Source organism: Candidatus Tectomicrobia bacterium (assembly GCA_016192135.1).
In the GTDB taxonomy this organism is placed as follows: Bacteria; UBA8248; UBA8248; order UBA8248; family UBA8248; genus 2-12-FULL-69-37.
This window is the reverse complement of record JACPUR010000003.1, coordinates 47,376-73,824: the sequence shown is the minus strand read 5'-3', so window position 1 is coordinate 73,824 and position 26,449 is coordinate 47,376. Positions and strand designations below refer to the sequence as shown.

Genomic DNA, 26,449 nt, shown 5'->3' with positions numbered 1-26,449 from the left:
CCGGGGCTCCCTTGACAGCCCGGGCCCCGTTTTCAATACTGGGATGCATAGCCGCTTGGATTCAGACCCGATAAAGCGTTTCCCTCACTTTTTGAGGCGCGGGCCCAGCCTTGATCGGGGGCGTCCCGCCTCGCCCCCGGCTCCCCCGTCGAGAGGCGCCGCCATGAAGGTTTCCCTCCGGATCAACGGCCAGCCCCGGGAGTTCGACGCCGAGCCGCGGATGCTCCTCGTCCACCTGCTCCGGGACGAGGCCTCCCTCACCGGCACCCACGTCGCCTGCGAGACCTCCGTCTGCGGGGCCTGCACCGTACTGATGGACGGCAAGGCCGTGAAGAGCTGCACCGTCCTGGCCGTCCAGGCGGACGGCGCCGAGATCACCACCATCGAGGGCCTTGCCCGGGACGGGGCGCTCCACCCCCTCCAGGAGCAGTTCTGGGAGAAGCACGGCCTCCAGTGCGGCTACTGCACGCCCGGCATGATCCTGGCCGCCTGGCAGCTCCTCCGGCGCGACCCGGACCCCGATGAGGCGGCCATCCGCCGCGGCATCGAGGGGAACCTCTGCCGCTGCACGGGCTACCAGCACATCGTGGACGCCATCCAGGCGGCCGCCGCCCAGATGCGCGCCCCCGCGGCCCCAGGTGGAGGGAGGCGGTGATGGCCCGCGCCCCCGAGGCCCCCAAGTTCATCGGCGCCCCCATCAAGCGCCGCGACGACCCCCGCCTCATCCAGGGCCGGGCCCGCTACGTGGACGACATCCAGCTCCCCGGCGCCCTCCACCTGGCCTTCGTCCGCAGTCCCTTCGGCCACGCCGCCATCCGGGGCGTGGACGCCTCGAAGGCCCGCCGCGCCCCCGGCGTGGTGGCGGTCTACACCGGGGCGGACCTGGCCGGGGCGATCGGGCCCGTGCCCGTGGCGGGGCTCGTGCCGGACGCCCGGGTGCCCGCCCAGCCGGTCCTCGCGGAGAAGAAGGCCCTCTTCGCCGGGGAGCCCGTCGCCGCCGTGGCGGCCGAGACCCGCTACCAGGCCCGGGACGCCGCCGATCTCGTGGAGGTGGACTACGAGGCGCTCGACGCGGTGGTGGACCTGGAGAAGGCCCTCGCCCCGGGCGCGCCCAAAGTCCACGACCAGTTCGAGGACAACGCGGCCTTCCGCTGGGAGATCAAGGGCGGGGACGCCGAGGCCGGGCTGCGGGCGGCGGACGTGGTGATCAAGCGGAAGATCGCCAATCCCCGCGTCGTCCCCCTGGCGCTGGAACCGCGCGGGGTGCTCGCCCACTACCGGCCGGGCGAGGACAAGATGACGCTCTGGTCCTCGACCCAGGTGCCCCACAAGCTGCGCACCCTCCTCGCCCAGCAGATCGGGATGGCGGAGAACCGCCTGCGCGTCATCGCGCCCGAAGTCGGGGGCGGCTTCGGGAGCAAGCTCAACGTCTACCGCGAGGAGGCCCTGGCCGCCCACGCCAGCCGCGCCCTCGGCCGCCCGGTCAAGTGGATCGAGAGCCGGAGCGAGAACTTCCTCGCCACCATCCACGGGCGGGGCCAGCTCGGCGAGGTGGAGATGGGCTTGAAGCGCGACGGCACCGTCACGGCGCTCCGCTACAACGTCCTGGCGGACTGCGGGGCGTACTACCAGCTCCTGACGGTGGGCATCTTCACCCTGACCGGCCTCATGCTCCCCGGGCCCTACAAGATCCCGAACATCGAGATGAAGGTGACCGGGGTCTTCACCAACAAGATGGCGACCGACGCCTACCGCGGGGCGGGCCGGCCCGAGGCCACCTACATCCTGGAGCGGATGATGGACCTGGCCGCCGCCGAGCTGGGCATGGACCCTGTGGATATCCGGCGGAAGAATTTCCCGGCCAAGACGGAGTTCCCCTTCCCCACCTCGGCGGGCTTGACCTACGACAGCGGGGACTACCACGCCTCATTGGACAAGGCCCTGGCCACGGCGGGCTACCCGGAGATGCGCCGCCGCCAGGCCGAGGCGCGGAAGGAGGGCCGCTACCTCGGCATCGGGCTCTCCACCTACGTCGAGATCTGCGGAATGGGCCCCTCCGCCGCCATGGGGGGCCAGGGCTGGGAGAGCGCCCGGGTGCGCGTCGAGCCGTCGGGCAAGGTGACGGTCTTCTCGGGGGCCTCCCCCCACGGCCAGGGCCAGGAGACCTCCTTCGCCCAGATCGTGGCGGACGGCCTCGGGGTCGCGGTCGACGACGTGGAGGTCATCCACGGGGACACCGACGTGGTGCCCTACGGGGTGGGCACCTTCGGGAGCCGGGGCACGGTGGTGGGAGGCTCGGCGGTGGTCCTCGCCCGGGACAAGGTGCGGGACAAGATGGCCCGCTTCGCGGCGCTCCGCTTCGAGGCGGACCCCTCGGACATCGCTTTCGAGGGCGGCAAGGTCTTCGTGCGGAGCGCCCCGGAGAAATCCGCGCCCTTCGCCCGGATCGCCCGCATGGCCTACGACGCCATCCAGCTCCCGCCGGGGGCCGAGCCGGGGCTGGAGGAGACCCGTTTCTTCGAGCCCCCGAACTTCACCTTCCCCTTCGGGGCCCACGTCGTCCTGGTGGAGGTGGACCCGGAGACGGGCGAGGTGAAGGTATTGCGCTACGTCGCGGTGGACGACGTGGGGAACATGATCAACCCCCTCCTGGTCCGGGGCCAGATCCACGGCGGCATCGCCCAGGGCGCCGGGCAGGCGCTGGAGGAGGAGGTGATCTACGGCGAGGGGGGCCAGCCCCTGAACGCCACCCTCATGCACTACGCCCTCCCCAAGGCGCACCTGCTCCCGCGCTTCGAGCTCGGCCACACCACCACCCCCACGGACGTGAACCCGCTCGGGGCCAAGGGGGTGGGCGAGGCGGGCACCATCGGCTCGACCCCCGCCGTGGTGAACGCCGTGCTGGACGCCCTGGCGCCCTTCGGAGTGCGCCACCTCGACATGCCGCTCCGGCCCGAGAAGGTCTGGCGGGCGATCCGGGAGTCGAAAGGAGGCGCCCGGTGATCCCCGCCCCCTTCGACTACAAGCGCCCCGGCACGCTGGAGGAGGCGATCGCCCTCCTCCGCGAGCACGGCGAGGGCGCCAGGCTCCTCGCCGGGGGGCACAGCCTCCTGCCCATCCTCAAGGCCCGGCTCGCACGCCCGGCCGTGCTCGTCGACATCGCCCGCATCCCCGGCCTCGCGGGGATCACGAAGACGGCCCGCGGCCTCCTCATCGGGGCGCTGACGGCGCATCACGAGGTGGAGACCTCCCCCCTCGTCCGCGAGGGCTGCCCCCTCCTGGCCGAGGCGGCCGGACGGATCGGGGACGTCCAGGTGCGCAACCGCGGCACCCTCGGCGGGAGCGCCGCCCACGCCGACCCGGCGGCGGACTACCCCGCCGCCCTCCTCGCCCTCGAGGCGGTGATGCTCGCCGCCGGGCCGGAGGGCGCGCGCCGCATCCCGGCCCTGGACTTCTTCACGGGCCCCTACGAGAGCGCGCTGGGGCCGGCCGAGATACTCACCGCCGTCGAGGTTCCCTCGCTCCCCCCCCGGAGCGGCGGGGCCTATCTCAAGGCCGCCCAGCAGGCGAGCGGCTTCGCCGTGTGCGGGGCGGCGGCGATCGTGACCCTGGACGGCGGGAGGATCGCCTCGGCGCGCCTCGGGATCACCGGGGTGGCCCCCGCGGCCTACCGCGCCCGCCGGGTCGAGGAGGCCCTGGCCGGGGGGGCGGCCTCGCCCGGGGCCATCCAGAAGGCGGCCGCCCTCGCCGCCGAGGGAATCGAGCCCCTGGACGACTTCCACACCTCGGCGGAGTTCCGGGCCCACCTGGCGCGGGTCTACGCCGGGCGGGCGCTCCATGAGGCGCTCAAGCGGGCGGGGGGATAGGGAGAAAGCTCCGCAAGGGTGTCATCCTGAGCGCAGCGAAGGATATCGGTTTGGTTCTTGAGCAAAGACGAATTCTACACCGATATCCTTCGGTCACTTCGTTCCCTCAGGATGACAACTTTTTTGCTCCCACGCCGGAAGTCACGGCCATTTGCGGCTCCTCCGGGGGGGAAAGAGGTCGAGGATTCGGCATGACGGATGCGCCCTGGAGAATCGCCATCCCCTGGCTCAAGCGCGAGAACGCGCGCTTCCACGAATACCTTCGCGGCATGAGCGAGGCGGACTGGCGCGGGCCCACCCTCTGCCCGGAGTGGAGCGCCGCCCAGGTGGTGGGCCACATGACCGGCGGGGCGGCCTCCTACGCGGATCGGGTGGAGGCCGCCCTGGAGGGCCGGGTCATCTTCGGGCTGGGCGCCCGATCGGCGGAGGAGTTCGCCGCCCGGCGCGCGGCCATCATGGAGGAGGCGCTCGCCCTGCCCGGCCCGGAGCGCGTCGCGCGGCTCGCCGAGGCGGACCGGCGGCTGGACGAGGCCCTGGCCCGCCTCGGGCCCGGGGACCTGGACCGGCCCACCTGGCACCGCAAGGGGAGCCTGCCGCTGCGCCTCTTCCCGGGCCAGCGCCTCTGCGAGGTGATCCTCCACCGCCGCGATCTCGGCAACGGCCCGGAGGCCCCGGTCGAGACCGAGGCCATCGGCACCGTGGCGCGGGTGCTGGAGGAGCGCATCCCGCGCCAGTTCGAGGGGGCGCCGGACAAGGCGCTCGCGGGCCGCTTCCGCGTCGAGGTGACGGAGCCCGCCCACGCCTTCACCCTGGAGGCCCGGGAGGGCGCCCTCGCCTTGGTTTCCGGCGATGCCTTCGACGCCCGCCTGGGGGCGGGGACGGGGGACATGCTCCTTCTCCTGACGGGCCGGGCCGATCCGGCCGCGCGCGAGGCGCAGGGCCGCCTCCGCGTCGAGGGGGACCGGGCGAGGGCGGAGGCCCTCATGCGGGCGGTGTTCCGGCCGATCTGAGGGGCAAGGGGAAGCACGACCGTGCGCTGCCGCAGGGCATGTCATCCTGAGCGAAGCGAAGGATATCGGTTTGGTCCTTGGACAAAGGCACACCGATATCCTTCGGTCGCTTTGCTCCCTCAGGATGACATCTTTTTCCGCCCCCAGCACGAAGGTGCGCGAAATTGGCGTCATTTGCGGTAAATGGCTTTCCGGGGCCGGGGCGTATATTCCCTGCGGGCGGCGCGAGCCCGCCTTTCCCCTGCTCGGGCGGGGGCGTCTCGCGAATTGAGGGGAATTGAGGGGAAAAGCGCATCAAATTGGGGGTCACGCTTGGTAACGGTTAGTACGGATAATCACGCCGAAAAGAGGCGCCCCCCGGTCGCTCGTCGCGGATACTGACGGATATTGACCAAAAAAGACCCCTTTTTTGTTTGTCGCGGATATTGGCGGATATTGAGGGATAAAGGATGGATAAAGCCCATGCGGCGTGGTCCGACCACCCCCCTCCGGCCCGCCGCCCCCGCCGAAGTAACGGTTGGTGACGCTTATTGAGGGATATTGACCCCTTTTTTTGAAGGAGCGGGCATGGCGGACCTGTCCTGGAGCGCCTCGGCATCCTGGCTCGCGCGGGGGAACCCCCGCCTCACCTCCCTCTTCCGCACCTTCGACGAGGCGAGGTGGCGGGCGCCCAGCTACTGCCCCGGCTGGACGGCGGCCCACGTGGTGAGCCACATGACCTCGGGGGCGCGGTTCTACCGCGGCGTCATCGAGAACGGGCGCAAGGGGCTGCTCGCGCCCCCCTTCGGGGCGAAGGACATCCCCGAATTCCGGGCCATCCGGGCGAAGCAGATGGAGGAGCTGCTGGCGCTGCCGGGGGCGGCGCGGGCGGACCGCTTCGAGGAGGCGGTGGGGGCGCTCCAGCGCACCCTGGAGAGCCTCATGCCCCATGAGCTGGACCTCCCGGGCTGGCACCCGCGCTGCCCCACTCCCCTCCGCAACTTCCCCGATCAGCGCCTCTACGAGCTCATCCTCCACGAGTGGGACATCCGGAACGAGCCGGAGAGCCCGCTCGCCTCCCCCGCCCTGGGCGCGGCCGTCGAGATCCTCAAGGAGCGCCTCCCCTTCCTCTGGGAGAACACCGAGCACCCCCGGATGGACGGCCGCTTCCGCTTCGAAACCTCCGCACCGGTGGCGGCGTGGGAGGTGGAAACCCGCGGGGACAAGGCCGCCCTCTTCAAGGATCAGAACGGGCGGTGCGACGCCCGCCTCTCCGCCACGGCGAGCGACATGATCCTCCTGGTGTGCGGCCGGGCGCCCATCGCGGAGCGGAGGCGGGCCGGGCGGCTCCTCGTCGACGGGGACCAGGCAAAGGCGGATGTGCTCATCGAGTCCCTCTTCCGGCCGTATTGAGGAAGGGGGTTTTCTTCCCGGGGAAAAATTGGCCATGTTTTCCGTAGGGGCGCACGGCCGTGCGCCCCTACAGACACATCCGGCGTCGGCGTAGGGCGGCCACGGGGGGCCGCCCCTGCAGCGCGTCGGATCTTGACGGTCAGGAGAATCCCGTGAAGCTCCTCATCGACGGCTACAACCTCATCCCCGCCATCCCGGAGCTGGGCCGCCTCCTCCGCCGGGACCTGGAGGCGGGCCGGGAGGCGCTGCTCGGCCGGCTCCGCGCCTACCGCCGCGCGGCGCGGGAGCCCCTCTCCATCACGGTGGCCTTCGACGGCAAGGGCGGCGCCGGGGCGGGGCCCGGCGGCGGGGGCATCCGGGTGCTCTTCTCGCGGAACGAGACGGCGGACGAGCTGATCCTCCGCCTGCTGCGCGGGGAGATGAAGGGCGCCGTCCTCGTCACCTCGGACCGGGCCCTCGGCGCCGCGGCGCAGGGGCAGGCGGGCGCCGTGCTGCGCTCGGGGGAGTTCGCCGGGCGGCTCGAGCGGGCCCAGGCTCCGGCGAGCTCAGCCGAGCCGTGGATGGACGAGGAGAAGCCAGAGGAAGCGCCTCCCGCTCGAAGCCTCACGACGAAGAAGAAGGGCAACCCCCGCAAGCTCCCCAAGAAGGAGCGCGAGCGGAAGAGGAGATTGGATAAGTTATAGGCGCCAATGCCTGCAGGGGCGGGTTTCAAACCCGCCCCTGCAGATCGAACGGGGCGATGGCCCTTTTTCATAGGGGCGACCGGCCGGTCGCCCCTACAGACCCAGGCGGCCAACGGCCCTGCATGCGCGGCCCCTATGGCCGCCCCAAACGGGGCAAGCGCAGGAACCTTCCCCTCACCCCCCCGGCGTCATCTCGAACAGGTGCACCTGCCAGGGCTTGAGCGCGACGAAGAGGCCCAGCCCGGCCATCTCCACCTCCGCGCGCAGGTAGCGGCTGCCGTCCCAGCGGTCGAGGAGGGTCCAGGAGGGGGCGCCCGTGCCGGCGGGCAGGGGGATGCGGGCGAATGCGGGGATTTCGCCCAGGTTGGCGGCGATGAGGACGCGGCCTCCGCCGCGCCCGGCCCAGTGGAGGGCGATGATTCTCTCGTTCGAGGAATCCTCCGGCCCCGCGGAATTCACATCGGGGAGCGAGAACTCCCCCTCGCGGAAAACCGGCTCCCGCAGGAAGGCGATCAGCCGCCGGTGGCCGGCCTCCACCTCCGGGTCGGGGGGCTCGGTCGGGCGCCGGGCGAGTTGGACGGGGGGGCGCACCTTCCTCCCCTCGAGCTGGCCCTCGTGGAAGAGCTTGAGGCCGGGGGCGCCGAAGCTGACGGCCGCGGCGGGGAGCCAGCGAGCGGGGCCGAAGGCACGGGCGGCGCGATCCTCGTCGTGGTTCTCGACGAAGCGGGCGCAGTGCCGCTGGTAGTCCACCGAGGCCCGGAGGTGGTCCCGCACCGCGCCCGGGTCCTCCGCCCGGAGGCGGTCGTAGAGCCACTTGTCGTAGGTGTAGTCGAAGCCCTCGAGCTGGAGCGCCCCCTCGAGCCCCCAGTAAGCCTCGGCGATGAAGATGAAGCCGGGGTTCCGCTCCCGCGCGGCGGCGATGGCCCCGGGCCAGAAGCTCTCCAGGACGGGATTGGGCCCCAGCCGGCCGCCCCAGGTGCGCTCCATCACAAGGGGGAGGAGCAGCATGGCCATGTCGCAGCGCACCCCGTCGCAGAGCCCGGCGATGCGGGCGAGCTCCCCGCGCATCAGCTCCCGCGCCTCCGGGGAGGCGTAGTTGAGCTGAACCGTGTCGGTCCAGCCGGGGAAGTTGGGGTCCCGGCCGTGGGCGAGGACGTGCCCCCCGGGGCCCCGGAAGAAGTCCCCGGGCTCGCGCCGCAGGTCCTCCTCCGAGCCCTGGATGAAGGCCCCGGGGTGCTCCCCCGTCCAGGCGTGGTCGCGGGCCAGGTGGTTGGGGACGAAATCGAGGATGAGGCGGATGCCGTGCGCCGCCAGCCGCTCCCGAAGGTGCAGGAGGGCGGCGTCCCCTCCCAGCTCGGGAGCGGCCTCATAGGCACCCACGGCGTAGGGGGAGCCGATGACGTCCTCCTCCGCCAGGTCCGGGAGGGCGCGGCGGTACTCCTCCCGGAGGCCCGGATGGGCCCGGGCGATCCGCACCCCCTCGGGCGAGCCCTTCCACACCCCCATGAGCCAGATGGCGTCCCAGCCGGTTTCCTTCAAGCGGAGGAGGGCATCCTCGGGGACCCGATCCAGCGGAAGGGGCCGCGCGCCCTTCCCGCCGCCCGCCAATTCGCGCAACCACACGCGCGTGTTGATCTCGTAGAGGAGGGGGTTGGCGGGCCAGGGGGCGGTCATGGGATGGACTCCTCTACAAGCTCAGCGACAAGCTCAATTGTCGGCCGGTCCGCCTTTCAGCCAGCCTTCCTTCAATATCCGCTCGGCGATCGCCTCCCCCACCACGGCGTGGCCCGCCGCGCTCATGTGGCCGTCGCGCGGGTGGAGGTAGAGCCTGCGCGGGTCGGGCTGGCGCTCCAGGCGGGACACCGCGTCCACGTAGGGGACGCCGCGCGCCAGGCTCGCCCGCTGGAGGGCGCGGGCGTGCCCCTGCAGCTCGGGATGGCCCAGGGCCCCGCCCGCCGGGATGAAGGTGAAGACGATGGGCAGCCTGTGCGCCTCGCGCGCCTTCTCCCACTCGCCGATCATCCGGTCCAGCCCTTCGCGGAGGGAGCCGATTTGCTCGAAATCCCGCTGGGAGGAGACGGAGAGGATCCTCTCCCGCTCCGCCTCGAAGGTGGGGTAGGGGTTGAGCCGCCGCTGCTCCCGGCCGGCGCGGAGGAGCTTCCGGTAGTTGAACCAGAGGCTGTAGAGCCGGAGGGAGGCCGCATTCTTCTTCCGGCGCAGCGACGCCTCCTCGGCCCGAAGCTCCCGCGCCTTGGCGCTCCGGTGGAAGCGATCCACCTGCGCCGGGAACACGTCGTCCATGAAGAAGCTCATCACCACGAGGTCCGGCTCGAAGCGCAGACCCTCGCGGAGAAGGTAATGGAGGGACTGGGAGCTGTGCCAGGCGGGGACGGCCGCGTTCATCACCCGGACGCGGCGGCCCGCCGCGCGGAACCTCCGCTCCACCACCTTGAGGAAGGTGTCCTCCTCCGCCACCCCCCAGCCGAAGGCGAAGGAGTCCCCCAGCCCCAGGATGCGGAACTCCCCCTCCGGCTTCTTCTCGGGATAGTCCCCTCCCCGGTGGCCGAAGCGGTTGATCCGGATATGGTACCGGATATCCACCTGCCAGCCCTCGGCGCCGGGGCGGTTCATCCAGCCGTAGTCCTCGGAGTAGGCCGCGTAGCTCCCGATGCGGGGGCGGCTGATGGGCGGGTCCCATATCCGCAGGGCCCCCTCCGCGATCAGCAGCGCGATGAGGACGCCCGCCGCCGCGAGGCCGGCCCGCCGCAGAAGGGCCCTCCCGCCCCCCGCCAGCCGCGCGAGGACGCCCGTGCAGGAGACGGCCAGGAAGGCGGCCCCCAGCGCCGGCGGCCGGGCATGGAGGGGATAGGGCGAGAGCCACTGATGGAGGACGAGGAGCCCCGCCGCGCCGCCGCACCACCGCCAGAAGGGGCCATCCAGGGCCTCGCCCTCCCGGCGGCCCCGGCCGGCGAGCGAGAGGCAGGCGCCCAGGAAGACGAGCGCGAACAGGAAGAGGCCCGTCTGCCCGGGCGAGGGGGGGACGCCGCGGCCGCCCGCGGGCTTGAGAAGCGCGAGCGAGCCGGCCCGGACGAGGTAGTTCTGGAAGTCCACCCGCCGGAGGATCAGCTTGCCTCCCTCGGGCACCCGGAAGGCGACGGGCAGGGGTTCCCCCGGCCGGACCAGGGGAGATTTGAAGCTGGCGCGGCCCCACCCCCCCGGCTCGAGCTGGGCCACGGCCTGTCCGCCGATGAGGGCTTCGCCCGGCGCCTTCCCTTCGAGCTTGTAGAAGATGCGGAGCCGGTAGGCGTCCGCCGCGGGAAAGGGGATCCGGAGCCCGGGGGCCGCCCCCCGGCTTTGGACGGCGCGGGACGAGCGCTCGTAGGGGCCGGGGGCGCTCCACGGGCCGGCGGGCGCAACCGCCTCGAGGGGCGCCCGCCCTTTCACGGGGCGCGCGTCCCGATCCCCCGCCATGCCGAACCCCCAGAAGGCCAGGAGGACGCACAGGACGGGCCCGGCCACCGATCGCATCTGCGCCGCCATGAGGACCCTTCCTCTCAAGGAGGACATAGCCTACCGCGAAGGCGGGGCGGGCGCATAGGAGGCGGGCGGATCGCGGGCGGGCCGGGGGCGGAGGATGATATGGAGCGGCGCGTCAGTCGGAGCGGAGCCGGGGATCCAGGGCGTCCCGCAGGGCGTCCCCGAACAGGTTGAAGGCGAAGACGGAGAGGCTGATGGCCAAGCCGGGGAAGATGGCGATCCACGGGGCGCTCTCGGCGTATTCCTCGGCCCCGCCCTGGAGCATGAGGCCCCAGGCGGGGACCGGCTCCTGCACGCCCAGCCCCAGGTAGGAGAGGGAGGCCTCCAGGAGGATGGCCTGGGCCATGAAGGAGGTCAGCATGATCAGGTAGGGGGCCATCACGTTGGGGACCATGTGGCGGACGATGATCCGGCCGTGCCGGAAGCCCAGCGCGCGGGCGGCGTCCACGTAGGGGATCTCGCGGATGGCGAGGGCGCTCGATCGCACCACGCGGGCGCAACGGGGGATGAAGGGAATGGTGATGGCGATGATGACGTTCTGGACGCCCGTGCCGAAGATCGACACGACCGCCAGCGCCATGATGATGAGCGGGAAGGCCATGAATACGTCCATCACCCGCTGGAAGATGAGGTCGAAGCGCCCGCCGAAGTAGGCGCTGGCCACGCCGAGGAGCAGGCCCAGGGTCGCTCCGATAAGAGAGGAGACGAAGCCCACCAGAAGCGCCGTGCGTGCGCCGTAGATGATGCGGCTCAGGATGTCCCGGCCGAACTGATCGGTCCCCAGCCAATTCTCGAAACTCGGCGGCTGATGGATTTTCTCATAGACGTTCGCCACGGGGTTGTAGGGCGCGATGACCGGCGCCAGGAGAGCCATGGCGATCATGAGGAGGATGATGAACGCCCCCGCCGCCCCGAGGGGCTTGCGGAAGGTCACGTTCCGGACGGCCTCGCGCCAGAAGCTGCGCGGAGCGGCCTCGCCTTCCATCGGCGCCGCGAGCGGCGGGGTGCGCAATTCGACCATGGCCTCGCTCCTAGCGGTACCGGATGCGCGGATCGATCCACGCGTAGAAGATATCGATGACGAAGTTCGTCAGGATGAAGACAAACGCCACGAGCATCACGAGCGCCTGGGTCAAGGTGTAATCGTGGTGGGACACCGCCTCGACGAACAGCTTGCCCACGCCGTTCAGGTTGAACACCTGCTCGGTCACCACCAGCCCTCCGATGAGGAAGGCGAACTCCAGGCCGATGACCGTCGTCACCGGGAGGAGGGCGTTCTTGAGGGCGTGGCGGCGCATGATCAGCTTCTCGATGAGGCCCTTGGCGCGGGCCGTGCGGACGTAGTCCTCGCGCAGAACCTCGAGCAGGGCCGAGCGCGTCATCCGGGTGGCGACGGCGGAGTAGCGGTAGCCCGTCGCCAGCGCGGGCCAGACGAGCTGGATGAGGTTCCGCCCCGGGTCCTCCCAGATGGGGATGTATTCGAGCGGCGGCATCCACGGCTCCCCCAGGAAGCGCTGGGTGGAGATGAGCAGGCCCAGGATGATGAGGATGCCGAGCCAGAAGGAGGGCATCGCCAGGCCGGCGATGCTGAAGCCGCGCACCACGTAGTCCACCCAGGTGTCCTGCTTGATCGCCGAGATGGTGCCCAGCGGGATGGCGAGGATCGTGGCGGCGAGGGTGGCCATGATGGCCACCTGGAGGGAAAGCTGGAAGCGGAGGGCGATCTCGGCCGTGACGGGCTGGCCCGTCCACATGGAGTAACCGAAGTCGAGGCGCACGATGCCCCACATCCAGTCGAGGAACTGGGCGGCCATGGGCCGGTTCAGGCCGGCCTGCTCCCGGCACACCTTGAGCGCGCTTTCGTCGAAATAGGCGCCGGTCCCGGCCAGGCGGAGCTCGCACGTGTCACCCGGGATCAGCCGGAGCAGCACGAATACGAGCACCGCCGCCCCGAAGAGCGTGGGGATCATGAGCAGGGTCCGCTTGAGGATGTACTTGTGCATGCAAACGCTCCGCGGGCCGGCCCGCCGGCTTCACGCCGGCGGGCCGGCCGCCGCGAAAATGCCCCCCTATTCCTCGAGCCAGATGTTGGACAGGTCCTGGTTCAGGTAGTGGCTCGGGCTGATCTTCCATCCCTTCACGATGGAGCGGTGCGGGATGATCCGGTACCACCACAAGGTGACGAAGTAATGGGCCTGCTCATCCAGCACGAGCTTCTCGAACTGCCGCATGACCGCCCGCTGTTCCTCGACGTCCCCCGATCGGTTCATCTTCTCGTAGAGCCCGTCCACCTCGCGGTTGATGTAATTCGCGTGGTTGCTGCCCGACTTGTCGTAGGACAGGTACTTGGACACGTCGGCCAAAGGATTCACCACCGCCTGGCAGTTGAAGTCCATGCTCACGTCATACTGCTGGGACTTGCTGCGGAGCACCTGATAGAAGGGGCCCGTCGGCTGCACCCACTGCTTCACCTTGAGGCCCACCTGCCGCCACTGGTCGATGAGCCAGGTGCCCACGATCTTGTAGGGCTGGTCCACGCCGCGGTTGTGCAAGGTGAACTCGAATCCCTCCGGAATGCCCGCCTCCTTCAGGAGCCGCTTCGCCTCGGCCCGGGACTTCTTGATGTCGGGCCAGTAGCCGGCGATTTTCTCCAGTTCCTCCTTCTTCGCCGCGAGGGGATGGCCGGGGAACACCACGCCCCCCACCGGCTTCACGATGGCGGTCTTGGAGAGATACTGCGAGCCGCCCCAGCGGTCGATCGCGAGGGTGAGCGCCCGGCGGACGCGCGGGTCGTCAAAAGGCTTCTTGAGGTGGTTCGGGTTGATGAGGAGGGAGCAGTTCCAGTCGCTCTCCTGGACGGTGAGCTTGTCCCCCAGCGCCTTCTTCAGGTCGTTGCGGTGGCTGGGCGGGAAGCCCCGGAACTCGATGTAGGCCTGGCCGCTCCGGATGGCGTTCACGCGCACCGCCAGCTTGTCGGAGAAGATGCCGTGGAAGCCGTCCAGGTAGGGCACGCCCTTGAAGTGATAGTCAGGGTTGCGCTCGCCCTCGATGAAGGCCCCCCGCTGGTGCTGCTTGAACTTGAAGGGCCCGGAGCCCAGGATGTTCTTCTCGTACCAGTGTATGTCCTGGGCGAGCTTCTTCGCGCTGTAGAGGAAATTATACGGGGTCGCCAGCGCGGGGAGGAAGGCCCCGGAGGGATACTTCAGATCGAAAACCACCGTCCCGTCGTCCGGCGCGCTCACCTTCGCCACCATGGAGAACTGGCCCTTGCGGGCACTGGCCACTCCCTCCGGAGGGAAGATGATCTTCTTGTAGGTGGCCTCGACATCCTTCGCCGTGAGCGGCTGGCCGTCCCAGAACTTGACGTCCTTGCGCATCTTGAACGTGTACTTCTTCCCCCCGTCCGTGGGCTTGGGCATTTCGGTGCAGACGTCGCACACGAAATCGGTGGGAGATGCGGGGTTGTCGGGGTTCACCCGGATCAGCAAGCTGTAGAAGGGCGCGATCGGGTGGATGAGCCCGAAGGTGGTTTCCCTGTGCCCGTCGTAGCTTGGCGGCTCCGCGGGGATGATGTACTTGAGCACTCCTCCCTTCTTGGGAGCGGCTTCCGCCGTGGCCGCGAAGCCAGCCAGCGCGAGCGCCAGGGCCGCCCCGAGCGCCAGGGCCGTTCTCATCGACAAGCGATTCATGATTGAACCTCCTCAGTCAGAAGGCAACGGGCCGTGTTGCCCTTCTCGCCGGCCATGCCGCGCCGGCCGCATACGCCTAAACCTCCGTGCAGGCCACCCAGTGGCCAGGGCCGATTTCCCGGAGCGCGGGAACATCGCTCATGCAGCTTTCCACGGTGAGCGGGCAGCGTGGGTGGAAGACGCAGCCGCTCGGCGGGTTGATCGGGCTCGGGACCTCCCCCCTGACCACCTCCAGCTTCCGGCGGTGCTCCACCTCGGGGTCCGGGACGGGGACCGCCGAAAGGAGGGCGCGGGTGTAGGGGTGCCTCGGGTTCTCGTACAGCTCGTCGCAGTCCGCCATCTCCACGATCCGGCCCAGGTACATCACCGCCACCCGGTGGCACAGGTGCCGCACCACGCTGAGGTCGTGGGCGATGAACAGGTAGGTCAGCCCGTACTGCTGGCGCAGGTCCTCGAGCAGGTTGATGATCTGGGCCTGGATCGAGACGTCCAGGGCCGAGACGGGCTCGTCGCATACGATGAACTCCGGCCTCATGGCCAGCGCCCGGGCGATGCCTACGCGCTGGCGCTGGCCGCCGCTCATTTCGTGGGGGAAGCGATCGCCCATCCGGGCGCCCAGCCCGCAGACCGTGAGGAGCTCCCGGACCCGCTCCCGCCGCTCCCGGCCGCCTTGGGCCAGCCCGTGGACGTACATCGGCTCCTCGATGATGTCGCCGATCTTCATCCGCGGATTGAGGGAGCTGTAGGGATCCTGGAAGATCACCTGCATCCTCCGGCGCCATGAGCGGAGCTCCTTCTGGTCCAGGGTGGCGAGGTTCGTCCCCCCGAAGATCACCTCCCCCTCCGTCGGGCGCTCGAGCTGAAGGATGCAGCGGCCCGTGGTGGTCTTGCCGCAGCCGGACTCGCCGACGAGCCCCAGGGTCTCGCCCCTCCGGATGGAGAAGCTCACTCCGTCCACCGCCTTCACCGTCACGACCGTCCTCTGGATCAGCACTCCTTCCGTGATGGGGAAGTGCTTCTTGAGCCCCTTCACCTCGAGGAGGACGCCGTCCCCCTCCCCTCCCCGGGAGCGCAGCGGCTTGGCGCGGGTGGAGAAATCCGTCGCCATCAGGAGGCCCTCGCCGAAAGACGGAGCAGCTCGTCCTTCTTCCAGCAGGCCGCGAGATGGCCGCTCTCGGCCGGCTCCAGGGGCGGATACTCGGCGCACCGGTCGAAGGCGAACCGGCAGCGGGGCTGGAAGGAACAGCCCGCGATCTGGCGGGACAAGTCGGGCGGCTGGCCCTCGATGGGGTCGAGGCGCTCCCGGCGGGGGTGGTCCAGGCGGGGGACCGAGCGCAGGAGCCCCAGCGTGTAGGGGTGCGAAGGCCGGGAGTAAATGGCCCGGGCGGGCCCCCGCTCGATGATCTTGCCCGCGTACATGACGTTCACGCGGTCCGCGTAGCGGGCCACCACCCCGAGGTTGTGGGTGATGACGATGAGAGCCACGCCCATGCGCTTGGTGAGGTCCTTCATCAGCTCGAGGATCTGCGCCTGGATGGTGACGTCGAGGGCGGTGGTGGGCTCGTCGGCGATGATGAGCTTGGGCTCGCAGCAGAGCGCCATCGCGATCATGACCCGCTGGCGCATGCCTCCGCTCAGATGGTGGGGGTACTGCTGGAGCCTCCTCTCCGGCTCCGGGATTCCCACCATCCGCAGGTACTCCGCCGCCCGCTTCTGCGCGTCGGCCCGCTTAAGGCCGAGGTGCACCTCCATCGTCTCGGTGAGCTGGAGGCCGATGGTGAGGATGGGATTGAGCGAGGTCATCGGCTCCTGGAAGATCATCCCGATCTGATGCCCGCGCACCTTACGGATCTCTTCGTCGGAGAGGGAGAGGAGGTTCATGCCGTTGAACTGGATGCTCCCCCCGACGATACGCCCGGGGGGATCGGGGATGAGGCGGAGGATGGAGAGGGCACTCACGGATTTCCCGCAGCCCGATTCCCCGACGATGGCGACGGTTTCGCCCTCCTCCACGTCATAGGAAATCCCGTTGACGGCCTTCACCACCCCGCCGGACGTGAAAAAATGCGTCTGGAGGTCCTCAATCCGGAGAAGCTGGGCCACAGGGACACTCCCTCCTCGCCGGCGGATAAGCTCCCCCTGCAAAAACAGAGGGTTTGGTGGCTTTTTCTGCCGACAACCGTGAATTTGGTATGGGTAAACCGTAGCGGCTGTCGCAGTTTATGTCAACGCCCTATTTTGGGGACCTATTTGGGGGAAAATATCCTTGCTTCAGATGAAAACCTGATCCGGAACGGTGTTTCGGGAGGCCCATGGAAAGCGGGAGGTTCATCCGGGCTGGCCGGGCCCCCCTCCCAGCACGATGAGGGCGTCGGCGGCCAGGCAGCCCTCCCCCTCGGGCAGGACGAAAAGCGGGTTGATGTCCGCCTCCCGGAGGCGCCCCCCGAGCGCCGCGGCGAGCGTCCCCAGGGCGACGATGGCCTCCGCCAGCGCCCCCCGGTCCAGCGCTCCCCGCCCCCGGAAGGCGCCGAGAACGCGGGCGCCCCGAAGCTCGCCGAGCATGGCCTCGGCATCCTCCCGGGCGAGCGGGGCGAGGCGGGCGCTCACATCGCCGAGCGCTTCCGCCGCCAGCCCGCCCAGGCCCACCGTCACCACCGGGCCGAATTGCGCGTCCCACACCGTTCCGAGCAGGAACTCCGCCCCCCCCTCTATCCATCTTTCGACCAAAAAGCCCTCCCGGCGGAGGCCGGGGAGGCGCCGGAGACGCTCCGCCATGGCCGCGTGCGCGGCGCGGAGGGCGGCCTCATCCGCCAGCCGGCCGGAGACGAGGCCCGCCTCCGTCTTGTGGGGGACATCCGGAGAGGAGAGCTTGAGGACCACCGGGTAGCCCAGCTCCCGCCCGGCCCGGACCGCCTCCTCCCCGTCCCGGCACAGGCGGCGGGGGACGGCGCGGATGCCGAACATCTCGGCCAGCGACAGGCTCTCCCCCTCGCCGAGAGGGCCGGCCTTTTGCAGAAACGGCCGGGCTCCCGCCGGCACCGGAGGGACGGGCGCCCTTCCCCGGCGCCGGGCGGGATGGTCCGCATAGGCGGCCAGATGGGCCGCCGCCCGGGCGCAGCCCTCGGCCGACTGGAAGGAAGCGATCCCCGCACCCGCCATCAGGCGGTGGGCCTCGTCCGCCTGGGGATTGAAATAGGCCAGGAGAGGACGCCCCCCGCCCCAGTTCTCCTCCTTGGCCTTGAGGATGGGGGCCACTCCGATCTCGGGCCGGAACTGGGCGCTCGAACCCACCACCGGGATCGCCAGATCGAAGGGACCTTCTTCCAGCGCCGCCCGCAGGACGGCCCCGAAGGCCTGGATGCCCGCAATGGTCGTATCCATCGGATTGGCCGCCGGGGCGGCTCCGGGGAGCGCCTCCCGCAGGCGCGCCTCGAGCCGCTCGCCCGGGGGAGGCACCTCCAGCCCCAGGGCGCCGCAGGCGTCGGCCACGAGGGCCCCTCCTCCCCCCGTCGTGGAGACGATCCCCACCCGGCGGCCCCGGGGAAGAGGGGTCGAGGCGAACATGTGGGCCGTCTCGAACAGCGCCTCCAGCCCCTCTACCCGGGTCACCCCCCAGTGCCGGAACGCCGCGTCGCAGGCGAAATCCTCCCCCGCCAGCGCTCCCGTGTGGCTCACCGCGGCGGCGCGGCCCGCTTCGGCGCGGCCCACCTTCAGCGCGGCGATGGGCTTACCCGCCGCCAGGGCCCGCTCGGCCGCCCGCAGGAACTTCGGGCCGTCGCGCAGGCCCTCCAGGTAGAGCGCGATGGCGCGCGTCTCGCGATCCTCCACCAGGAAGTCCACGTAATCCGCGGCCTCGAGGTCCATCTCGTTCCCGCAGGAGATCATGTAGCTGAAGCCGATCCCCCGCCGGGTGGCCCGCGAGAGGAGCGCGCCCCCGATGCTCCCGCTCTGGCACACCACCCCCACGGCGCCCGGGAGCACGCCGTCGATCTCCAGGGCGATGATGCCCGCCAGGTGGAGCCGCGCGTGGAAATTGTGGTAGCCGGCCGCGTTGGGACCGCAGACGCGCATTCCCGAGGCCCGGGCGCGGGCGAGTATCCCCCGCTCCAGGCGCGCCCCCTCCCCGCCCGTCTCGGAGAAACCCGCCGTGTAGATGGTGACGGCCGCGACTCCCCGCGCCGCGCATTCCTCCACCACGCCCAGGACATGCTCCCGCCCCACCGCGATGAAGACGGTCTCCGGCGTCTCGGGAAGAACGTCCAGGGAGGGCCAGCAGGGAACCCCGGCCACCTCGCTGTACTTGGGATTCACCGGATAGACGCGGCCCGGGTAGCCGTGGCGCAGGAGGTTCTTGAGGACCCGGCCGTTGAAGCGCTCGAGGTCCGCCGAGGCCCCCACCACGGCCACGGAGGCCGGGGCGAGGAGGCGGCGGAGGCTTTGGCGGGTGGCGGAGGGATCGCTCATTCCGGGCGCGGCGGGCGCTGGCTGAACGAGCGCCCGTAGATGAGGTCGGCCATCCGGTTGCGGAGGATCTGCGTCGTGCCGCCCGCGATCGACCAGCCCCGGATCTTGCGGTAGAGGAACTCCAGCGGCATCTGGGTCGAGTAGCCATAGGCCCCGTGGAGCTGGATCGCGTCGTCGGCCACTTGGCGGGCCATCTCGTTGCAGTAGAGCTTGGCGGCGGTGGTTTCGAGGGCCGAGGGCATGCCCGCACGGGCGTTCGCTAGCGCCCGGTAGAGGAGGAGCCGGGCCGCCTCCAGCTTCACCCGCATGTCCGCCACCATCCACTGCACCCCCTGGAACTCGCACAGAGGGCGCCCGAACTGGCGCCGCGTCTGGGTGTGCTCGACCGCCATGTCGTAGGCCGCCTGGGCGAGGGCGAGGCAGCGGGTGGCGTTTCCCAGTCGCTCGACGTTGAAGATGGGCATCAGGACCTTGAAACCGTCGTCGTCGACGAGGACGTTCTCCCGGGGCACCCGCGCCTCGTCGAAGTAGAGGGCGCAGTAGGCCTCGCCGCTCATGTAGCGCTCGGCCCCGCCCTTCGTGAAACCGGGCGTCCCCGTCTCCACCACCACGGCGCCGCAGTCCCGCGTCCGGGGGCCGAAGCGGACGTAGACCACGAAGAGGTCCGCGTGCGGCGCGTTCGAGCTGAAGCACTTCTGGCCGTTCAGGACGGCGCTCTCGCCGTCGTATCGGGCGGAGGTCTTGAGGTCTGTCGCGGCCGAGCCGGCCTCGGGCTCGGACATGGCGATGGAGATGATCTTCTCGCCCCGGCACAGAGGGGGGAGAAAGAGCGACCGTTGCGCCTCCGTCCCCAGCTCGTCGATAATCCGGATGGGACCCATGTTCCCCATCTGCACCACGTCCCCGCTGTGGGGGCACACCTGGGAGACGGCCTCCATCACCAGGCAGGCATCGAAGATGGAGCGGCCCCCGCCGTGGGGCTCGGCCACCGTCATGCCCATCATCCCGTGCGCGGCCAGAACCTTCATGGAGCGGCGCGGGTATTCTCCCGTCTTCTCGTAGCCGTAGGCGTCCTTCGCGAATTCCCGCAGGGCCAGCTCGCGGGCGGTCTGCTGGAGAAGGCGGTCCTCGGCGCTGAGCTGGAAGTCCACGTCCCCCTCCCGGCGGGCTCCCGGCCCGCCGATTCTCCGCCTCGAATGAAAGTCAGATGAATTATTTTATTCCGATACCGAGGGCCGGTCCACATCCCCCGGCGGCGGGTTGGCCCGGGCGGGGGTGCCGTGCGAGAATCCACGGGGGCTGTGATCGCTGCGCGCTCAGTTCGAGGCGATGATGGATACGTACCGGGCTGGACTGATCGTCCCCTCCTCCAACACGACGATGGAGGTGGATTTCCACCGCACCCTGCCGGAGGAGGTGGAGACGGCCACCGCGCGGATGTACCTCGAGGACACGACGCGGGAGGGCGAGATCCGGATGATCGAGGACTCCCTCCCCGAGGCGGCGCGGGCGCTCCGGACGATGAAGCCCGACGTCGCCGTCTTCGGCTGCACCTCGGGCGGCGCCCTCTTCGGCCGGGATTACGACCGCCGCATCCAGGAGTCCATCGAGGCCACCACCGGGACCGAAGCCATCACCATCCTCTCGGCCCTGGGCGAGGAATTCGGCTTGCTCGGGGCGCGGAGGCTCGTCGTCCTGACGCCCTACACGCCCGATCTCACCGAGGCCGTGGGGGCAAGCCTCCAGGAGGACGGGCTGGAGGTCCTCTTCATCCGGGGCATGGGCATCGTGGAGAACACCCGCATCGGCGGCCTGAGCGGCGCCGAGATTCTCGCCTTCGCCCGGGAAACCATCCCCTCCTCCCTCCTGGCCCGGGCCGACTGCCTGTTCATCTCCTGCACCAATCTTCCCGCCGTGCGGGCCCTGCACCTGCTGCGGTCCGCTTATCCCGGGCTACCCATCATGACCAGCAACCTGGCGGCCATCCAGGCGGTGCGGCGCCGCCACGAGGCGGCCCGCGCCCGGGCGTCCGTGAACTCGCCCGCGCCCGGCGCCCCCGCCGGGAAAAGTTGACCGGCTTCCAGCGCCCCGGCCGCCGCGGGCGCTGAAAAGGATGCGCGTTGCAAATCTGGATTGATGCCGATGCGTGCCCGGGGGAGATCCGGGATATCGTCTTCCGGGCCTCCGAACGCCTGCAGCTCCCGGTCTGCTTCGTGGCCAACCGGAGGGTGACGCTCCCGGAATCCCCTCTCATCCGGTCCGTCCTGGTGGGCCGGGACTTCAATGCCGCCGACAAGCACATCGCCGAGGCCATGGGCGCGGGGGACATCGTGGTCACGGCCGACGTCCCCCTGGCCGCCGCCGTGGCGGAGAAAGGCGGCGTCTCCATCAGCCCGCGGGGCGAGGTCTTCGACTCCGAAAACGCGCAGGAGAAGCTCTCCCTCCGCGACTTCTACCAGGATCTCCGCAGCGGGGGGCTCATCCAGGGCGGGCCCGCCCCTTTCTCTCCCCTGGATCGGCACCGCTTCGCCTCGGCCCTGGACCGCGAGCTGACCAAGCGCCTCAAGGACGCATAGCTCTCCGCGCATGCCTGGCCACCCCCGCCTCTTTCCCCTATAATTTCCCCATTCGACGCGTGAACATCATGCTGCCCGGGTGCTCGTTTGGACATCTCCTTTGAGGGAACCACCATGAGACGTTTCGTCCGCATTTTTCCGTTCCTGTTCCTGGGACTGCTCATCGGGGGGCAGGCCGCCTCGGCGGCCAAGAGAGGAGGCACCCTCCGCATCGCCATTGAGGGCAACGTCGAGCACATGGACGGTACCGTCGCCCTGGGGATCCCCATCAAGTTCTACCGGGACACGATGGGGGCGGGCCTCCTGGGACTGAACGAGGACTACAAGCTCATCGGAGAGCTGGCCCACAAATGGGAGGTCGCGGATGAGGGCCGGGTAATCACCTTCCATCTCCACAAGGGCGCCAAGTTCCACGACGGGACGGACCTCGACGCCGAGGCGGTCAAGTGGAACATCGATATGCTCACCGGCCGGCTCGACCCCGCATGGCTGAAGGAGCAAAAGAAGAAGAACCCGAAGGCAAGGCTGGGCTCCAGCTACACCGCCTATCTCATGCAAATCAAGAAGGTAGAGGTGGTGGACAAGTATACCGTCCGCTTCCACCAATCCGACGTGGGCAAGGGGATGACGCTGGCCGCCCTCGGGGGCTACTGGAACCGGCCCGTGCTCGTCTCCCCCAAGGCCTACGACAAGGACATTGAGCGGTTCCGGCGGCACCCCGTCTACGGCGGGCCGTTCCGGATCGTCGAGTATAAGCCGAACCAGCACGTCATCATGGAACGCTTCAAGGGCTACTTCATCAAGGATCGCCCCTACCTGGACCGCATCGAGGCCTACGTCATACCCGACGCCACGCAGCGGATGAACGCCCTCCGCTCGGGCGAGATCGACATGATCCTGAACGTGCCGAAGGGCATCGTGAAAACCCTGCAGGAGACGAAGGGCGTCGTCGTGGACGCGGGGAAGACGGCCACCACCTTCGTGGCGACGATCAACAGCCAGCGCCCCGTCTGGAAGGACGTGCGCGTCCGCAGGGCCATCGGCTGCTACGCCATCGACCGGAAACACATCGTGAACACCGCCCTCCGCGGGCTCACCATCCCCTGGAACAGCTACTCGGCGCCGGGGTCTGTCGACGCCATCGACCTCACTTCGATGTGTCCCTACGATCCCGCGAAGGCGAAGCAACTTCTGGCCGAGGCGGGCTACGGGCCCTCGAAGCCCTTCAAGTTCACGATGGTGATCAACAACACCGACCCCACCTTCGTGGAGATTTCCCAGGCCCTCAAGACCATGTACGCCAAGGTGGGCGCGGAGATGGACATCCAGGTGGTGGACCGGGCCGCCTGGATCGGGCTCCTCGTGCGGCGGAAGGCCCTCGACATGACCCTGCAGGACACCCTGCCCGTCCTGGACATCAACTCCACCTCCCAGATCTGGCACACGAAGAGCCCCATCAACTACCTGGGGATGAACGATCCGAAGCTGGACAACTGGCTGGAGGATTGGCGCTCCACGGTGGACGCGAAGAAGCAACTCGACCTCAGCCACCGGATGCAGCGCTACATGGTCGAGATGGGTTACTACCCGGCTTTCGCCGGATCGCCCTTCGTCCAGGCCACCCGCGACTACGTGAAGGGCAACAAGAACCTGAACAAGCTATTCTTCGACATGCGGGACGTCTGGCTGGACAAGTAACCCCCGGCCGGGCCGGGCCGCCCGCCGGCGGCCCGGCCCCCGGCCTTCCCCCCGGGGCGGGTGATTTCAGACCCGCTTTTCCTTCCCGTCCTTCCCGAGTTCCCGTCTTTCCCGAGGCGCCTTCCGCGATTCCACCCGCCGGGCCGAAGACATATACTGCGCGCGGTTTCGCGCCGGCCGTTCATCCCCCATTTTCCGGCGCTCGCAGAACCAGGAGGGCCGATATGGCCGACTCAAGAAAATTCCGCTTCCTGCTCGTCCCCGCGTTCCGGTTGCCGGAGAACGGCCGCTTCGTGAAGTACGATCCCAAGCTCACCAAGGAGCAGCGCGTGAGGAGCTACGTCAACGTGCTGAGCCTGCTCGAGGACGTGGAGTGGGACCTTCACGAGGGGGCCCTGGCGCCCTACGGAGACTGGCAGGTCGAGAACCGCGAGGAGTTCGCCTACGCGTCGGTGGCGCGCCTGCCCATCGTGAAGGAGGCGTGCGAGAGCGGGAAGTACAACGGCATCGTGCTGCTCGGCGGCGGCGAGCCCGGTTTCCTGGAGGCGCGGGAGATCACCCGCAAGCACGGCGTCGTCGTCACCGCCTGCGCCTTCTCCCAGATGCACATCGCCTGCATGCTCGGCGACAAGTTCAGCGTCATCGACTTCGCCGAGACCCACAACATGTACTACCGCAACCTCGTGTACCAGCACCGCATGGACCACCGGTGCGCCTCCATCCGGAACATCGGCTACTACCATCCCAGGCCGGGCTACAGCGGCGAGCCCGTCCTCGAGCACGAGAGGGACAAGGCCCGGCGCGGCGAACGCTCGGAGGCGGTGGAGCGCGCGGTGAAGGAGGCCGTCTCGGCGCTCGAGGAGGACGGCGCCGAGGTCATCACGTTCGGGTGCTCGGGGACCTTCTGGCTTCAGCCGTTCGTCCAGGAGAGGCTCCTGGAACTCGGGTGGGAGGTTCCCGTGCTCGAGGGCTACAGCGCCGCCATCCAGCTCGCCAAGATGCTGGTGGGGCTGGGGGTGAACGCGAGCGGCGTCACCTTCCCGGACGATCGCCCGAAGCGGCGCCCCCGGAAAGTGCGGATGTAGCCTTCGCCGCCCGCGCGGGAAAAGAGAAAGCCCCGGGGGAGCTTCCCCCGGGGCTTTCGTGTTTCGCGCGGACTCAGTTCTTGGGCGCGCCGGCCACCTTGCGGACGATGGAATCGTCCATCATCGCGCCCTTGGTGAAGTCGGGGTGTTTCTTGATGTAACCGAGCTTGATCTGCATCTTCGCCATGTCCTGGAGGTCCTTCCTCGACACATCCGTGAAGAGAGGCGTGGAAGGCAGGCGCTTTATGACCGACAGGACCACCTTGTACTCCGTCTTGTCGCCGACCTCCTGCAGGGCCGCGTGATAGACCTTCGCGAACTCCTCGGGGTTCTCCTTCAGAAGCTTGTGCGCCTTGAGCCAGCCCCTGAAATACTTCTCGTACTGCACGCTTTTCGTCTTCAGGGTCTGGGGGTTCCCGATGTGCATCATGCGCGTGCGGTCGTATTCGCAGACATTCTCGAGCTCCCGGACGAGCCCCTTCTGGACCGCGATCTCGGCCTGCGGATCGCCGATGAGGGCCGCGCCCGCGTTGCCCGACACGACGGCCGCCACCCGGTCCGTGGCGACGACGTTAAGCCACTTCAGGTCGTCCGCCTTCAGGCCGTAGCGGGGCAGGACCTTCGTCCGGAAGGCGAAGTCCGTGCTGGTCCCCTCGAGGGTCGCGAAGGTCACGCCCTTGAGGTCCTTCACGCTCTTGATGGGCGAATCCTTCGGCACCATGATGCGTCCCGAGGTGGCGCAGATCTCCGTTGTCACGGCGATGCCCGTCACCTTGGCGCCCTTCGAGACGGCCGTCACGAAGGGGGAGAACCCGGTCGTGCCGGTGTCGAGGTCGCCCGAGATGACCGCGTTGCGCATGAGCTTGCCCTGCTTGAAGTACTGGACCGTGTAGTCCAGCCCTTCCTCTTTCCAGTAGCCCTTCCGGTCGGCGATTACCTCGAAGGAGCCCATGATCGCCCGGTGGATGCCGATGCGGAACTTCTCCGCGCCCTCGGCGCTCCATCCCGGAGCGAGCATGCCGCCCGCGAGCGCGATACCGATAAACCATTTGGCGATTCGATTCATCAAACCTCCTCCTCTCAAGAAAATCCCACCCATGCAGGGTAAAACCGAAGACTTTCCGGCCCTTCCCTGTTCCGCCATTCGGAGGAACGGAATCCCCATATCGCAACCCCACAATCGCTTTCTTTTAGATGGAAACATCCTATCCCAGCATGCCGCCGCTGACTACTCTTTTTTTCACTCCGTCCGGGCGCCCTTTCTTCCCGGCGAGGGCCCCCTCGGGACTCCGGCCGAGGCGACCGTGCGGCGTCATCGGCGTCGGTACCTCTAGGAAAGCGGCGGGAACCTCGGCCCGCCCCGACCGCTGCGCCGGACGGCTCAGTTGGCCAGCGAGCTGGCCGCCTTCCTCAAGAGGGTATCATCCAGCATCTTTCCCTTGATGAAATCGGGCTCGCTCTTGATCCAGCCGAGCTTTTTCTGCGTCCGCGCGATGTCCTGCATGTTCTTGCGGATCTCGTCGCCGATCAGGGGCTCCGTCGTGAGGCGCTTCACAACGGCCAGCGCGACCTTGTATTCCGTCTTGTCGCCCACTTCCTGCAGGGCCTCATGGTAGCTCTTGGCAAACTTCTCGGGTTCCTCCCGCAGCAGTTTCTGGGCCTTGAGCCAGCCCTTGAAGAACTTCACGTATCGTTCGGGGTTCTCCTTCAGGGTCTGCGGATTGCCGATGTGGATCAGCCGGGGCCGATCGTAGGGGCAGAAGGTGTCAATGGCCCGGACCAGGCCTTTCTGAAGCGCGATCTCGCCCTGCGGGTCCCCCACGATGGCCGCGTCGGCGTTGCCCGACATCAGGGCCGGCACGCGGTCCGTGGTGACCACGCTGATCCACTTCAGGTCCTTCTCGGTCAGGCCGTGAGCCGGAAGCATGAAGGTCTTGAACGAGAGGTCCACGCTCGTCCCCGTGCTCGTGGCGACGGTCTTGCCCCTGAGCTCCTTGACGCTCTTGAGCGGGGAATTCTTCAAAACCATGATGCGCTGGTGGGCGCAGGTGTCGGCTGTGACGGCAATGCCCGTCACTTGGGCGCCCTTGGATTGCGCCGTCACGAAGGGGGAGAAGCCCGTCGTCCCCACGTCCAGGTTGTCCTGGATGACGGCGTTGCGCATGAGCTTGCCCTGCTTGAAGTACTGGACGGTATAGTCCAGCCCCTCGGCCTTCCAGTAGCCCATCCGGTCGGCCACCACTTCATAGGAGCCGTACACGGAGCGGTGGATTCCGATGCGGAATTTCCCCGCGCTTTCGGCGCCCCATCCCGCGGCGAGCGTGCAGAAAGCCAGCGCGGCGCCCAGCCACCATTTCCCCATCGGTTTCATCTGTCACCTCCACGCGGCAGAGCATCTTTCGGCCAAAAGCATAAACGAACCCCCGTGTTTTCCTGCGCCGCGCACCTG

At 69.0% G+C, this 26,449-nt stretch carries 21 protein-coding genes; 10 read left to right on the top strand and 11 right to left on the bottom strand.

Annotation, left to right across the window (positions count from 1 at the left end; translation table 11 throughout):
* Window positions 1-163: 163 nt before the first annotated feature.
* From HYZ11_02445 to HYZ11_02420, 6 genes are all read left to right on the top strand, one after another.
* Window positions 164-655: a (2Fe-2S)-binding protein gene (locus tag HYZ11_02445; GenBank protein ID MBI3126447.1), complete on the top strand. Its 492-nt coding sequence runs from the start codon at window positions 164-166 to the stop codon at window positions 653-655.
* Entirely contained in the window at window positions 655-3,003 is a 2,349-nt protein-coding gene (locus tag HYZ11_02440; GenBank protein ID MBI3126446.1) for a xanthine dehydrogenase family protein molybdopterin-binding subunit, read from the top strand. The genes HYZ11_02445 and HYZ11_02440 overlap by 1 nt, the downstream gene beginning before the upstream one ends.
* Window positions 3,000-3,866: a xanthine dehydrogenase family protein subunit M gene (locus HYZ11_02435; protein MBI3126445.1), complete on the top strand. Its 867-nt coding sequence runs from the start codon at window positions 3,000-3,002 to the stop codon at window positions 3,864-3,866. The genes HYZ11_02440 and HYZ11_02435 overlap by 4 nt, the downstream gene beginning before the upstream one ends.
* A 191-nt stretch (window positions 3,867-4,057) precedes the next feature.
* Complete coding sequence (locus HYZ11_02430; protein MBI3126444.1) at window positions 4,058-4,876, top strand: maleylpyruvate isomerase family mycothiol-dependent enzyme; 819 nt, start codon at window positions 4,058-4,060, stop codon at window positions 4,874-4,876.
* Window positions 4,877-5,443: 567 nt separating this feature from the next.
* Window positions 5,444-6,268, top strand: coding sequence for a maleylpyruvate isomerase family mycothiol-dependent enzyme (locus HYZ11_02425; protein ID MBI3126443.1), 825 nt, complete (start codon window positions 5,444-5,446; stop codon window positions 6,266-6,268).
* 152 nt (window positions 6,269-6,420) lie between these two features.
* The gene (locus tag HYZ11_02420; protein ID MBI3126442.1) at window positions 6,421-6,951 is read left to right on the top strand and encodes an NYN domain-containing protein; all 531 of its coding nucleotides are present in this window, start codon (window positions 6,421-6,423) and stop codon (window positions 6,949-6,951) included.
* 174 nt (window positions 6,952-7,125) lie between these two features.
* On the opposite strand, the gene HYZ11_02415 is transcribed toward HYZ11_02420, so the two are convergent.
* The 9 genes from HYZ11_02415 to HYZ11_02375 all read right to left on the bottom strand — a co-directional run bounded on the left by HYZ11_02415 (window position 7,126) and on the right by HYZ11_02375 (window position 19,792).
* Complete coding sequence (locus HYZ11_02415; GenBank protein ID MBI3126441.1) at window positions 7,126-8,625, bottom strand: alpha-amylase; 1,500 nt, start codon at window positions 8,623-8,625, stop codon at window positions 7,126-7,128.
* 33 nt (window positions 8,626-8,658) lie between these two features.
* A complete protein-coding gene (locus tag HYZ11_02410) occupies window positions 8,659-10,491 on the bottom strand; it encodes an SGNH/GDSL hydrolase family protein (protein ID MBI3126440.1) in 1,833 nt (610 codons plus the stop codon).
* A 112-nt stretch (window positions 10,492-10,603) separates the two neighbouring features.
* Window positions 10,604-11,473 (bottom strand): ABC transporter permease, encoded by an 870-nt coding sequence (locus HYZ11_02405; protein ID MBI3126439.1) that lies wholly within the window; start codon window positions 11,471-11,473, stop codon window positions 10,604-10,606.
* Between the two features lie 46 nt (window positions 11,474-11,519).
* Complete coding sequence (locus tag HYZ11_02400; protein MBI3126438.1) at window positions 11,520-12,491, bottom strand: ABC transporter permease; 972 nt, start codon at window positions 12,489-12,491, stop codon at window positions 11,520-11,522.
* 66 nt (window positions 12,492-12,557) lie between these two features.
* Window positions 12,558-14,177, bottom strand: a complete 1,620-nt coding sequence (locus tag HYZ11_02395; protein ID MBI3126437.1) for an ABC transporter substrate-binding protein — start codon at window positions 14,175-14,177, stop codon at window positions 12,558-12,560.
* A 76-nt stretch (window positions 14,178-14,253) separates the two neighbouring features.
* Window positions 14,254-15,285 carry an ABC transporter ATP-binding protein gene (locus tag HYZ11_02390; protein ID MBI3126436.1) on the bottom strand — a complete coding sequence of 344 codons (1,032 nt, stop codon included), beginning with the start codon at window positions 15,283-15,285 and terminating at the stop codon, window positions 14,254-14,256.
* Window positions 15,285-16,280, bottom strand: coding sequence for an ABC transporter ATP-binding protein (locus tag HYZ11_02385; GenBank protein MBI3126435.1), 996 nt, complete (start codon window positions 16,278-16,280; stop codon window positions 15,285-15,287). Before HYZ11_02385 ends, HYZ11_02390 begins: the two co-directional genes overlap by 1 nt.
* 225 nt (window positions 16,281-16,505) lie before the next feature.
* On the bottom strand, window positions 16,506-18,641 hold the full coding sequence (locus HYZ11_02380; GenBank protein ID MBI3126434.1) for an acetate--CoA ligase family protein: 2,136 nt from the start codon (window positions 18,639-18,641) through the stop codon (window positions 16,506-16,508).
* Entirely contained in the window at window positions 18,638-19,792 is a 1,155-nt protein-coding gene (locus HYZ11_02375; GenBank protein ID MBI3126433.1) for an acyl-CoA dehydrogenase family protein, read from the bottom strand. Before HYZ11_02375 ends, HYZ11_02380 begins: the two co-directional genes overlap by 4 nt.
* Before the next feature lie 181 nt (window positions 19,793-19,973).
* Between HYZ11_02375 and HYZ11_02370 the strand changes: the two genes are divergently transcribed.
* The 4 genes from HYZ11_02370 to HYZ11_02355 all read left to right on the top strand — a co-directional run bounded on the left by HYZ11_02370 (window position 19,974) and on the right by HYZ11_02355 (window position 24,000).
* Window positions 19,974-20,714: an aspartate/glutamate racemase family protein gene (locus HYZ11_02370; GenBank protein ID MBI3126432.1), complete on the top strand. Its 741-nt coding sequence runs from the start codon at window positions 19,974-19,976 to the stop codon at window positions 20,712-20,714.
* A 47-nt stretch (window positions 20,715-20,761) separates the two neighbouring features.
* Window positions 20,762-21,217, top strand: a complete 456-nt coding sequence (locus tag HYZ11_02365; protein MBI3126431.1) for a YaiI/YqxD family protein — start codon at window positions 20,762-20,764, stop codon at window positions 21,215-21,217.
* A gap of 114 nt (window positions 21,218-21,331) precedes the next feature.
* Window positions 21,332-22,915: an ABC transporter substrate-binding protein gene (locus HYZ11_02360; protein MBI3126430.1), complete on the top strand. Its 1,584-nt coding sequence runs from the start codon at window positions 21,332-21,334 to the stop codon at window positions 22,913-22,915.
* A 224-nt stretch (window positions 22,916-23,139) separates the two neighbouring features.
* Window positions 23,140-24,000: a hypothetical protein gene (locus HYZ11_02355; protein ID MBI3126429.1), complete on the top strand. Its 861-nt coding sequence runs from the start codon at window positions 23,140-23,142 to the stop codon at window positions 23,998-24,000.
* Between the two features lie 73 nt (window positions 24,001-24,073).
* Here the strand turns inward: HYZ11_02355 and HYZ11_02350 are convergent, their stop codons facing one another.
* Complete coding sequence (locus tag HYZ11_02350) at window positions 24,074-25,066, bottom strand: ABC transporter substrate-binding protein (GenBank protein MBI3126428.1); 993 nt, start codon at window positions 25,064-25,066, stop codon at window positions 24,074-24,076.
* 315 nt (window positions 25,067-25,381) lie between these two features.
* Window positions 25,382-26,371 carry an ABC transporter substrate-binding protein gene (locus HYZ11_02345; GenBank protein MBI3126427.1) on the bottom strand — a complete coding sequence of 330 codons (990 nt, stop codon included), beginning with the start codon at window positions 26,369-26,371 and terminating at the stop codon, window positions 25,382-25,384.
* Between the last annotated feature and the right edge of the window lie 78 nt (window positions 26,372-26,449).